Raw genomic sequence first — 11,623 nt, forward strand, 5'->3', positions numbered from 1 at the left:
CGGGATCGACGCGCCAGAACTCGATCATCCGTACGGCAAACAGTCGAAGTGGGCGCTGGTCCAGCTATGCAAGGGCCAGATCGTGATGGCCCACATCAGACCTGAGTTGTCGTATGACCGCCTGGTCGCGGACTGCTACTTGCCCGATGGACGAGACTTGGCGGCCGAACTCGTCCGAAGCGGCCTTGCCCTCGACTGGCCCAAGTTCTCGGGTGGCAAGTATCGACACCTTGAGCCTGAGGGAGTGCGTCGCAAACTATGGCGCGCCGATGCCAGACAGCGCGGTCTGCTGCGACAAGAGAGCAACGGCTGACACCTCTCGGGCAGGCGATCGGCATCCTGGGCATCCGCGCCGAATACTGGCCAGTTCGTTGGCGTCAAAAGGTGTCGAATCCTAGGAACCCCTGCGCCTTCTTGTCCGCGACTTCCCAGCACGCCTCTAGCTGATCGCCCCGTCCCATCGGCCGACCTGCCGTGCACCCCGCAATTTCGGGATGTGGGCCGGCATCGGCTGGTCGAGGCTCCCCCTGCGCATCGTTGATCCTGAAGCATCCGCGAACCCTGGACGGGTCAAATGCGTCGCGGCGCCGGGCAGCGTCACGCCCCAGAACGGAGGAGACATCATGAAGGGTATCATTCGTACGGCAACCGCGGCGCTTGCGCTGTCGGCGGGCCTCGTCGCCGGGGCAGCGGCCGAGGAAGTCCATCTCAAGGGCATTCTCAGCTTCCTTGCCGTCGGCAAGACCTACACGGTCGAAAATGGCCGCAGCTACTTCGTCGGAGAGTTCTCGGGCAGCTACCAGGACGAAACGGGCAGCGGGCCGTTCCACCTTGCCACCTTTGTCTGCCCGGGGTTCAACGATATCGGCCTCGCCGCAGGCGGCTACTGCACCGCGCGCGATCTGGCCGGCGACCAGATCTTCATCAGCTGGACGTGCGGAGCACCCGATACGCCACCTCCGGGCGCCATCTGGGGCAGCGATTGCGAGCTGGACTGGCACGGCGGCACGGGCAAGTTCGAGACCGTCTCGGCAAAGGCGCCCTACCGAGCGGTGATCATCAACATCAACCCGGATGGCACCGCGCCCGGCTACGCTGTGTTCGACCACGTCGCAACGATGGCCGACTGAGGCCCTGACCGGACGGGGTGCACCCGAGCGGCTCGGAGAGCCCTCGGCACGTGCGGTAGGAGCGAACCAACTCGGCGGCCGGGGAGGCCGGTCGCCGAATCCACCCGCGCGGTTGCCAACGGTGAGGGCCTCAGCCCACCCCCTCGAGCCGTGCCACGATGCCCGCGAGTTCGGTCTGCTTGTTCACGGCCAGCTTGTCGTAGATCACCTTGAGCGACGAGCGGATGGTGTGCTCGGTGATGCCGAGCGCCGCCGCCGCCTTGCGCGGGGGCTCCCCCGCACCCACGAGCGCAGCAATTCGCGCCTCGGCAGGGGTCAATCCCAGCAGTTGCAGGGAGCGAGCCGTATTGCCCCTGGCCGGCCGTGCCGGGTCGCTGAACAGGAGCAGCGCCGCCGGCCCGCCGGTGAGCGTCGGGTCGAGCGGCATCGCCCGAGCCAGCAGGCGCGCGCCGTCAGGCAGTTCGATCGCTATCGGCGGCAGATCGAACGCGCCCTCGGCGCGGTCACTGGCCGCGGCGACGATCTCGCGCAGCGCAGCCTGGTCCTCCGGACGTCGACAGCGGAGCAGATCGCCATGCAGCAGACCGCCATCGCCACGCAACGCCTCTGCCTGGCGCGTCGCGTAGCGCACCTTGAGATCGCGGTCGGCGACCACTGCCGGCTTGCCCAGGTGGGAGAAGACCTCGAGCAGCGTCACCCGGGCGGCTTCGTTCTGGATCGCCGCCCGATCGCCAATCCTGCGCGGCGGGCTGTATGTGACAGTCAGGCCCGGCGCCCGAAGGCCCCACGTCAGGGCGCGGGGACGCAGCGGGCGCATCTGCTCGGTCGCGTCATCGAGAATGTCCAGAGCCAGCGGTTCGGCCACCTCGAAGTCGCCGGTGAAGGCCACGGAGTAGACCTGCAGCCCGCCGCCGGCGGGGTCGCTGCCGATGAAATTGTGAACGCCGTTGGTGCCGTAGGCAACCTCTCCGGTTGGCCGCAGCCGCATTCGCATGCCATCGGCGCCCGCTGGCCCCCCGGCACCGGCGAGGACTTCGCCCTCGGCCCACTGCCGCGACCCGCCAGGCAGGAAATTGGCGTTGATCTGCCGCCGCACCGCCTCGCCGCGGCGCGAGATGTGGCCGGTGACGATGTAGTAGGCGCGGGAACCATCGGGCGAGTCGTGGCCCTCGACCTCGATCGCGAGGAAGCAACAGCTGTAGGGCGACAGCGGCCCGGGCTGGTCCGATCCGAAGATGTAGGCGATGCCTCTGAAGTCTGGCGTTGGGGTCAGTTCGGCGGGCAGGAACTCCCGGATCACGGCTTCCGGCCAGGTGAGGCCGATGACCAGGAAGCTCGCTTCGGTCACCTGCCACGGAGGTGTGCCGGCCTCGCCGGTGTCGGAGTAGCCGAGGAAGGCCTTGTCCACCGGCGCGGTCGCGGACAACTCCGGGCGCATGTCGACATGTCCGGTTCCGCCAGACGGTCGGCCGACAGTTCGCATCTTTCCCCCCAGACCGCGCGGACAGTCTTTGGAGCAAGATTATCGAAGGGGCAGGGGACAGTAAATCCAGAACATCGAACCGCTTGTCGGCAGAGTGGGCAATAAGTCCCCGCATGTCGGTCGCCAAATCGCAGAATTCGGCGGGTTGCCTCTGGCACTTGAAGTCGCGCGCCTCGGAACGATCGAACGCAGGTGAAGTGATGGTCTCCGAGGGAACGGGGCCGACGCGATGGTGGCCTGTCGGCCCCGTGTGGAGTGGCGGCTTGCCAGGGCGCTCGGATGGCCCGGCGGCAGGGACGACGGCGCGAAATGCTCGGGCCCCGGCCAATCCCCCGCGCGAGCAGAGGTCGCCCCCCGTTTACCCTTTGTTAATTTCGTTTGCACGGCGCCGGGGAAATGTGCGTCTATTGTCGCTTGGGATGGGGGTGCAACCATGTCCAGGCGTGTTCTTGGAATACTTGCGTTTGTCTTGGGCCTCGTGACGTCCGGTCTTGCCGTCGCGGCGGACGGGGCGGCGCTGGGGGTCGATGCGGGCGCGACGGCGCAGACCGGGCGGCAGGTGCGGATGCTGACGGTGGGCGCCGACCTGTTCATCGGCGACAAGGTGGAGACCGATGCCACCGGGCTGGTGCAGGTGAAGTTCGCCGACAGCACCGAACTGGTGGTCGGGCCGAACTCGACGCTGGTGCTCGAGGATTACCTGCTGCGCTCGGACGGCTCGGCCGGCAAGCTCGCCGTCAATGCGCTGGCCGGCACCTTCCGCTTCGTCACCGGCAACGCGCCCAAGGACCGCTACAGCATCACCACGCCGACCGGCACCATCGGGGTGCGCGGCACGGCGTTCGATTTCACGGTGGACAAGGAGACGACCAGCGTCCTGCTGTTCCACGGCGAGGCGATCCTGTGCGCCCAGCGGGCCGACTGCGTGACGCTGGACGATACCTGCGAGGTGGGCCAGTACGAGCTGCGGCAATCCCAGATCATCGGGCTCTCGGGCAAGGTGGGCGCCGAGGAACGCAAGGAGTTGCGCGCCAAGTTCCGCTACGCCAGCTCGCAAAAGCCGCTGCTGCGCGATTTCCGCGTGCGCTATGCCGAGAACTGCCTCAAGCAGACGGTCGCCGAGGAGCAGGCGGAACAGCAGCCGGTTCCCGTGGTGGTGCCGCCGGTCGACCCCTGCGCCGAGCCGGGCAGCTGCGAGCCGCCACCACCGCCACCGCCGCCACCACCGCCACCACCACCGCCACCGCCGCCCGAGGACGATCACCATCATCACGACGATCACCACGACGATCACCACGACAATGGCCATCACGACGACGGCGATCACTCCGATCCCGGTCGCGGCCATGACCGGGGCGACGATCGCGGCGACAGGGGTCACGACGGCGACAGGGGCGGACGCGGCAGGGGGCACTGAGCGCAGCCGGCCCCGGCGATCCGCCGCCTCCGGCCGCAGGAGGCCGGTCGGACACGCAGGCGCGGAGGGCGGCTAGAACTTGCCCATTTCGCGCTTCACCTTGTCGATGAAGCCCTTGAGGCCGGCCTCGGTCTGGTTGTTCATGTCGTAGAGGGCCAGGTACTTGGGCGGCAGCAGCGTGCCGAAGGTCACCCAGGCCCAGCGCATGGCGAGGCGCCGCGGCGGATCGCCCATGATCCAGGTGCGGAAGCGGTCGCCGCCATAGGTGGTGATGTAGGCGACCTTCCGGATGTTCTTCATGTTGGTGACGAGCTTGCCCTTGTCGGTGCCGTTGCCCCCCACGAGGATGAAGCTGACGCCGGGCAGGAAGATGCGGTCGAAGAAGCCCTTGAGGATCGCCGGATAGCCGTAGTTCCACACCGGGTGGACGAACACCGCCGCCTCGGCGGCGCGCACCCGGTCGACATAGGGCTTCACCTCCGGCGTCAGGTTGCCCGGGATGTCGTGGTAGTTGAGCCGCTCCTCGCGGCTCATCACCGCCTGGAAGTCCTCGTCGTAGAGGTTCATGGCATCGACCGTGTGGCCTTTGGCGGTCAGCGCCTCGCAGGCGGCCGAGAACAGCGCCCGGTTGAAACTGGTCTCAACCGGGTGCGCATGGACGACGAGCACCCGCATCAGGCGGCGCCCAGCGTGTGCAGCCCGGTGAACAGCCAGTTGCGTCCCGACTCGAAATCGAAATCCGGATCGTCCCAGGCCACCATCTTGCCGGGGTTGAGGACGCCCTTGGGATCGGCCTCCTTCTTGAAGGCGAGCTGCGCCCGGTCGGTCTGCTTCATGCCGCCTTCCTCCAGCGTGTAGCGGTGCGGGTTGAACACCAGGCAGCCGTTCTCCTCGTGCAGGCGGATGATCTCCTCGAGCCGCTCCTCGGAGGTGTAGCGCACCACCGGCAGCCCCGAGAAGATGATGCGGCCATCGAAGCGGTTCATCTCGATGTGCATGGGCAGCTCGTCGCCGAACGTGTCGATGGCCCATTTGACATGCGCGAGATCGGGATACTGGGTCTGCAGGTAGGTGATGGTCGGATCGACCTTGAGCCCGCGCAGCGTGGTGTGGTTCCAGGCGAGCTCGAACACCGGCGGCAGCCGGGCTTTCTCTTCGGCCGGCGCGGTGTCACCGCGATAGAGCAGGTCGCCCTCGTGGAAATCGACGAAATGCACCAGCGCCGGGACGGCGGCGGGCGCCACCATCAGCAGCACCACCGATTGCTCGCGGCTGCGGATATAGGGCCGGTGGCGGTTGAAATAGTCATAGGGCATCGGCGCGGCGACCGGCGAGATCTCCTTGCACAAGAGCCCGTCCTGCAGCGCCACCTGCTCGGCGAAAGCCACCGCCTCGATGGCCGTATCGAAGCCGACCAGCATGTCGACCCAGTCGTGATGCGCGGTCAGCGGCATCTCGACTTCGACGATGATGCCGTTGGTGCCGTAGGCGTGCGCCACCTTGAGGATATCCGGCCCGGTGAGCTCGAGCACGCGCGGCTCGGCCTCGCAGGTGACCACCTTGAGCGCCAGGATATTGCCGAAATTCCTGAGCCCGCCCCAGCGGATCGAGCCGACGCCGCCCGAACCGCCGGCAACGAAGCCGCCGAGCGAAGCCATGCGATAGGTCGAGGGGTGGAAGCGCAACTCGCCGTTGACGGCATGGATCGCCGCCTCGTCGATCTTCTCCATCACCGCGCCGGCCTCGGCCCGCACCCGGTCATGGCTGATCGACAGGATGCGATCGAGGTTCATTAGGTTGAGCATGGCGCCGCCCGAGAGCGGCATGGCCTGGCCGTAATTGCCGGTGCCGGCGCCGCGCGGCGTGATCGGTACCTCGAAGCGGAAGGCCTCGCGCAGGACGGTGATCACCTCGTCCTGGGTGCGCGGCGACACCACGATCTGGGCGGTGACGTCCTCGAGCTGCTGCTTGAGGCGCGGCGAGTACCAGTAGTGATCCCGGCTCTTCTGCTGCACGATGCGGGGATTGTCTTCGACCGGGATGTCGCCGAGGGCGGCGCGGAAGCCGGTAATGTCCATGGTCTACTCCATCAAATCGTCGAGTTCGCGATAGTCCGGCAGCGTCTGGTCGATCGCCCGGCCGGCCCGCAGGACAATGCGGTCGGACTGCGGGCGGGCATTGAGTTCGGTCCAGTCCCGGGCGCGGCACAGGATCAGATCGGCGGCAGCACCTTCGGCGATCACGCCGCGATAGGCAAAGCCGCCATGCGTCGCGGGCGCCGAGGTGATGGCGCGCAACCAGTCCCAGGCCTGCTCCTGCGGGTGGTCGAAGTGGAGGATGCGCGCACCCTCGCGGAACACCTCGATGCCGTCGAGGTCGCCATAGGCGTAGAAGGGGTCGCGGGTGTTGTCCGAGGCGATGGCGACGGTCGCGCCGGCGGCCTTGAACTCGTTGAGGAGCGTGACGCCGCGCCGGATCGGCGTGCGGACCGCGCCGCCGCGGCTCTCGCGATCCTGCAGATAGAGATTGCACATCGGCAGCGAGACGATGGCGATGCCGGCCTCGACCACCTTGTCGATGGTGCGGCGCACGGCACGCTCGTCCTGGACGGTCAGCACGCAGCAGTGACCCGCCATGACCTTGCCGGCAAAGCCGGTCTCGAGCACCGCCTCGGCAAGGTGGAGGAGGGCGTTCGCCGCCGGGTCGCCGGTCTCGTCGGTGTGCAGGTCGAGGTCGAGGCCGAGCTCGCCGGCCTTGTCGACCACGGCCAGCATGGCCTCCTTCGAGCGCTCGTAGACGGCCACGGAGCCGCCGAGCAGGCCGCCCGAGGATTTCACCTGGCGGGCCACAGCGTCGAGTTCGCCCGGCGTCACCAGCGTGTCGGGCCCGACGATCGAGACGGCCTGCAGTTCGATCCGTCCGGCCCAGCGCGCGCGCATGGTCTCGAACAGCGCCCAGCTGATCTCGTGCTGCGGCGGGGCGGAATCGAGGTGCGTCCGGATCGCGGCGGTGCCGTGCGCATAGGCGCAGCGCAGGGCGAAGTCGAAGCGGCGCTCGACATCCCCGGCCGCCCAGCGACGCTCGCGGTCGGACTGCACGGCGAGCAGCGCACCCAGCCACGTCCCGTCCGGGTTGGCCTTGCGCGGCCAGATATGCCCCTTGTCGAGATGGGTGTGGATATCGACGAGGCACGGGAGCACGAGGCCCTTGTCGAGATCGTGCGACGGGCCGTCGACGGGCGCCGACCCGGCCGGGCGGATCGAGGCGATGCGGCCACCTGCGACGACGATGTCGAGGGTCTCGACAGAGCCGTCGCCGACCCTGCCGAGCGCCGCCGCCGGGACGCGGGCATTGCGCAGCGTGACACTGCCGGTGGAAAGGGCGGGGCTCGAGGGCATCAGCGGCTCGGCAGTCGGTTTGGGACGTCGTCGACCATCAGTTTTCCCGCTTGACCGCGCTCTCGTGCCAGCGATGCAGCGTCAGCCAGGCGATGAAGGAGGTCAGCCCGAAAATGGCGATGCCGGTGCCGGTCAGGAGGATCAGCGCCGCGAACAACCGCGGAATGTTGAGCCGGTACTGCGACTCGAGCAGCCGGAAGGCGAGGCCCGAGCCCTCGCCCGCCGAACCGGCGGCAAACTCGGCAACCACCGCCGCGATCAGCGCCAGCCCGCCACCGATCCTGAGGCCGGCCATGAAGTAGGGCATCGCCGCGGGAATCTTGAGGTAGATGAGGGTCTGCCAGCGCGAGGCGCCGTAGAGATCGTAGAGGTTGAGCAGGTTGTGATCGACGCTCTTCAGCCCCGCCACCATGTTGGACAGGATCGGGAAGAAGGCGACGAGGAACGAGCAGATCAGCAGCGCCGTCTGCGTATCCGGCGCATAGATCAGCAAAAGCGGCGCGATGGCGATGATCGGCGTGACCTGCAGGATCACCGCATAGGGAAACAGCGCCAGTTCGATCCACTTGCTCTGCACCAGCAGGATCGCCATGGCGACGCCGCCGACCAGCGCCAGCGCCAGCGCCGTGAAGGTGATCTTCAGCGTCACCCACAGCGCCGGCAGCAGCGTCGGCCAGTCGTTGAGCAGCGAATTGGCGACGTCGGCCGGGGTGGGAAGGATGTATTTCGGGATGCCGTTGATCACCACGGTGAGGTGCCAGGCCACGACGCCGAGGACCAGCATGCCGACCGGCACGGCGATGCGCAGCAGCTTTTCGGCCGTCGAGGTGCGCGGCACGAGGATGGCGACGGCGCTGTCGGTGCCGGCTTCGTCGTCGTCGCGCGGGGCGGTATTGGCGATATCGCTCATCAGTGTCCGCCTCCGGCGTGAATGGCATCGTGCAGGCTGCGCGACACCTCGTGCGTCGCCACGCGATACGCCTCCGAGGTGCGGTAGTCGGCGGTGCGCTCGCCGTCATTGGCGAGCGGCAGATCGGCGAACACCTGGCCGGGACGCGCCTTCATCACCACGATGCGGTTGCTGAGATAGACGCTCTCGAACACCGAGTGCGTCACGAAGATCACGGTGACGCCCGACTGTCGCCACAGCCTCAGCACGTCATCGTTGAGCTTCTGCCGGGTGATCTCGTCGAGCGCGGCGAAAGGCTCGTCCATGAGCAACAGCTTGGGTTTGGTGACCAGCGCCCGGGCGATCGACACGCGCATCTTCATGCCGCCGGACAGTTCCCGCGGGTAGGCATTGGCGAAATCGGCGAGGCCCACCGAGCGCAGCGTCTCCATGATGCGTTCGCGCGCCGCCGACTTGCTGACCCCGGTGAGCCGCAGCGGCAGGTAGACATTGCCCAGCACGGTCTGCCAGGGCATCAGCGTCGGCTCCTGGAACACGAAGCCGACATCGCCCTCCGGCAGGCCCCTGGCGTTGATCCTGGACGAGGGCCAGTCGATCTTGCCCGAACTGGCCGCGCCCAGCCCGGCGATGATCCGCAGCGCCGTCGACTTGCCGCAGCCGGACGGGCCGAGCAGGCTCAGGAATTCGCCGCGTTCGACATCGAGCGACATGTCCTTGAGCGCCAGGGTGCCATTCGAGAACACCTTGGACACGCCGCGCATCGAAACGACGAGCCGCGTATTGGAGGCGGAACGTTCTGTCCGCGCCCCTGCAATTGTTACGTCAGTCAAATCCGGCCCCGCAAAAGTTGGAACGGCGCGGGCCGGTGCCCGCGCCGAATGATCCAGCTTACTTCACCAGGTCTTTGCCCAGACCCTGGCAGACATGCTCGGTGGTGTAGGCCTGCGTGACGTCGATGCCCTCCGGGAACAGCCCGACCGCCTTCATCTGCTCGTAGAAGCCGGTCCAGCGCTCGGCGGTCATGCAGCCGATGCCGTTCGCCTCGGCGTCGCCGGAGACGACGATCCCCAGTTCCTTCATCTTGGAAATGCCGAACGCGATCTGCTCGTCGGTCATTTCCGGATTGTCCTTCTTGATCAGCTCGTTGGCGGCCGCGTTGTCGCCATACAGGTAATTGTACCAGCCGATGATGGTGGCCTCGACGAAGCGCTTGGCGACATCCTTGTTGGCCTCGTACCAGGGCTTCATCACCTCGATCGTGGTCGAGTAGGGGGCAAAGCCGTTATCGGCGAGCAGGAATTCCTGCGGCTTGAAGCCGGCCTGCTTCTCGATCTCCAGCGGCTCGGAGGTCACGTAGCCCTGCTGGATGGCCATCTTGTCGGCGATGAACGGCGCCGGGTTGAAGGTGTAGGGCTCGTACTTCTCGTCCTTGAACTCCGGATAGGCCGACTTCATCCAGGAGAAGTAGGAGATGAAGCCATCCTTGGAGAGGATGTACTTGGAGGCGCCGGCGAGATCGGCGAAGCTCTTGAAGCCGGCATCGGGATGGGCCAGCAGCACCTGCGGGTCCTTCTGGAAGATCGAGGCCAGCGTCAGGGTCGGGATGCCCTCCTTGACGGCGTCGATCGCGGTGGTCATGCCGCCCATGTAGAAGTTGATCTGCCCGCCGATGAGCAGCGAGCGGTTGGCACCCTGCGGACCACCCTGGCGGATGGTGACGTCGAGGCCGTACTTGGCATAGGTGCCGTCGGCCACGGCCTGGTAGAAGCCGCCGTGTTCCGCCTGCGCCAGCCAGTTGGTGCCGTAGGTCACCTTGTCCTGCGCCACGCCTGCGGAAACGCTCAATGCCAGCGTTACCACGCCTGCGGCCAAGAGCTTGGTGAAGTTCATCATGGTAGTCTCCCTGTTGCGTCTGCCGGGACGTTGTCCCCCGTCCCGGTGATTAGGCAAACCATCGTGCCATCCGGCACACCGACCCATTCATTCCGCGCCATCTGCCAAAAGAAAAGCCCAAAAATGCATCATTCAGAAAGTTGCCCAAAAAAGGGGCACGGCCGGTCAAATTGGGGCTTTCCATCTCCCGCGTTTGGCGCTTAGCTGAGCATACACATACGGAGGCCCTGTGCATAAGCCACTTTCGCCGACCAGCATTCATCCGCCATTCGCCCCCTACAGCCACGCGATAGAGGTCAGTTCGCGGTCGCGCATCGTATTCTGCTCGGGCCAACTCGGGGTTGCTCCCGACGGCTCCGTGCCCGGCGACTGTGCCGGGCAGGCCCGGCTCTGCTTCGACAATATCGCCGCGATTCTCGCGGAAGCCGCCATGAGCCTCAAGGACGTGGTGCGGATCAACGCCTATGTGACCGGACGCGAACACCTGCAGCCCTACATGCAGGTGCGCAATGAACTGTTCACGGAACCCTATCCGGCCTCGACGCTGATGATCGTCGCCGGCTTCGCCCGCCCCGAATTCGTCGTCGAAATCGAAGTGGTCGCGGCAAGTCCGGGCTGACCGCCCGACTTCGTGCTCCGGCGGGCCCGGCACGAAGCCAGCCAACACCGGGCCCACGCCGCCACAACGGACATTCCCATGAGCTACCGCAAGATCTGGTGGACCGACTTCTCCGCCGCAGAATTCCACGACCTCGATCCGATGCGGACGATCGCCGTCTTCCCGGTTGCGGCGGTGGAGCAGCACGGACCGCACCTGCCCGTCGGCACCGACACCATCATCAACCAGGGCCATCTCGACCTGCTGGTCAGGCGGGCGCCGGCCGACCTCGACATCCGCATCCTGCCCGTCCAGGCGATCGGCAAGTCGAACGAGCACATCTGGCAGAAAGGGACGATCACCCACCTCGCCACCAACGCCATCGAGGCGTGGACGCAGATCGGGCTGGAAATCGCCCGCTCGGGGATCAGGAAGGTGGTGTTCGTCAACTCGCATGGCGGCAATGTCTCGATCCTCGACATCGTCGCGCGCGAATTGCGGGTGAAGGCGGGGATGCTGGCGGTCAAGACGGGGTGGGGCCAGTTCGCCCCCAAGGACCTCTACTCCGACATCGAGAATCGCTTCGGCATCCATGGCGGCGACGCCGAGACGTCGCTGCTCCTGCACTTCCGACCCGAGCTGGTGCACCTCGACAAGCTTGCCGACTTCCCCTCGGTGGCGCAACGCGACGAGCAGGCGTACAAGTACCTGAGGCCGACGGGACCGCTCTCCTACGCCTGGATCGCCAGCGACATCAATCCGGCCGGCGTTGCCGGAGAGGCCCACCTGGCGAC

General features: G+C 66.7%; 12 protein-coding genes. 5 read left to right on the forward strand and 7 right to left on the reverse strand.

Annotation, left to right across the window (positions count from 1 at the left end; translation table 11 throughout):
* Both ACE3TU_RS13135 and ACE3TU_RS13140 read left to right on the forward strand, forming a co-directional pair.
* Positions 1 to 313 (forward strand): thermonuclease family protein (locus ACE3TU_RS13135; RefSeq protein ID WP_374624859.1); only part of this gene is annotated, 313 nt, incomplete at its 5' end.
* Between the two features lie 310 nt (positions 314 to 623).
* A complete protein-coding gene (locus tag ACE3TU_RS13140; RefSeq protein WP_374624861.1) occupies positions 624 to 1,130 on the forward strand; it encodes a hypothetical protein in 507 nt (168 codons plus the stop codon).
* Positions 1,131 to 1,260: 130 nt separating this feature from the next.
* Here the strand turns inward: ACE3TU_RS13140 and ACE3TU_RS13145 are convergent, their stop codons facing one another.
* Positions 1,261 to 2,568: a helix-turn-helix transcriptional regulator gene (locus tag ACE3TU_RS13145; protein ID WP_374624863.1), complete on the reverse strand. Its 1,308-nt coding sequence runs from the start codon at positions 2,566 to 2,568 to the stop codon at positions 1,261 to 1,263.
* A 478-nt stretch (positions 2,569 to 3,046) separates the two neighbouring features.
* Between ACE3TU_RS13145 and ACE3TU_RS13150 the strand changes: the two genes are divergently transcribed.
* Positions 3,047 to 4,030 carry a FecR domain-containing protein gene (locus ACE3TU_RS13150; RefSeq protein ID WP_374624865.1) on the forward strand — a complete coding sequence of 328 codons (984 nt, stop codon included), beginning with the start codon at positions 3,047 to 3,049 and terminating at the stop codon, positions 4,028 to 4,030.
* Between the two features lie 72 nt (positions 4,031 to 4,102).
* On the opposite strand, the gene ACE3TU_RS13155 is transcribed toward ACE3TU_RS13150, so the two are convergent.
* From ACE3TU_RS13155 to ACE3TU_RS13180, 6 genes are all read right to left on the reverse strand, one after another.
* The gene (locus ACE3TU_RS13155; protein ID WP_374624867.1) at positions 4,103 to 4,705 is read right to left on the reverse strand and encodes an NAD(P)H-dependent oxidoreductase; all 603 of its coding nucleotides are present in this window, start codon (positions 4,703 to 4,705) and stop codon (positions 4,103 to 4,105) included.
* A complete protein-coding gene (locus tag ACE3TU_RS13160; protein ID WP_374624869.1) occupies positions 4,705 to 6,108 on the reverse strand; it encodes an FAD-binding oxidoreductase in 1,404 nt (467 codons plus the stop codon). Before ACE3TU_RS13160 ends, ACE3TU_RS13155 begins: the two co-directional genes overlap by 1 nt.
* 3 nt (positions 6,109 to 6,111) lie before the next feature.
* Positions 6,112 to 7,428: a cytosine deaminase gene (locus ACE3TU_RS13165; protein WP_374624871.1), complete on the reverse strand. Its 1,317-nt coding sequence runs from the start codon at positions 7,426 to 7,428 to the stop codon at positions 6,112 to 6,114.
* A gap of 37 nt (positions 7,429 to 7,465) precedes the next feature.
* Positions 7,466 to 8,341, reverse strand: coding sequence for an ABC transporter permease (locus tag ACE3TU_RS13170; RefSeq protein ID WP_374624879.1), 876 nt, complete (start codon positions 8,339 to 8,341; stop codon positions 7,466 to 7,468).
* Complete coding sequence (locus ACE3TU_RS13175) at positions 8,338 to 9,099, reverse strand: ABC transporter ATP-binding protein (protein WP_374624881.1); 762 nt, start codon at positions 9,097 to 9,099, stop codon at positions 8,338 to 8,340. The genes ACE3TU_RS13170 and ACE3TU_RS13175 overlap by 4 nt, the downstream gene beginning before the upstream one ends.
* A 127-nt stretch (positions 9,100 to 9,226) precedes the next feature.
* On the reverse strand, positions 9,227 to 10,231 hold the full coding sequence (locus ACE3TU_RS13180; RefSeq protein ID WP_374624873.1) for an ABC transporter substrate-binding protein: 1,005 nt from the start codon (positions 10,229 to 10,231) through the stop codon (positions 9,227 to 9,229).
* Positions 10,232 to 10,460: 229 nt separating this feature from the next.
* Here ACE3TU_RS13180 and ACE3TU_RS13185 point away from each other — a divergent pair, with 229 nt between their 5' ends.
* Positions 10,461 to 10,850, forward strand: coding sequence for a RidA family protein (locus ACE3TU_RS13185; protein ID WP_374624875.1), 390 nt, complete (start codon positions 10,461 to 10,463; stop codon positions 10,848 to 10,850).
* A 78-nt stretch (positions 10,851 to 10,928) separates the two neighbouring features.
* On the forward strand, positions 10,929 to 11,623 hold a 695-nt coding region (locus ACE3TU_RS13190; RefSeq protein WP_374624877.1), incomplete at its 3' end, for a creatininase family protein.

Source organism: Devosia sp., from assembly GCF_041917035.1.
Lineage (GTDB): Bacteria > Pseudomonadota > Alphaproteobacteria > Rhizobiales > Devosiaceae > Devosia_A.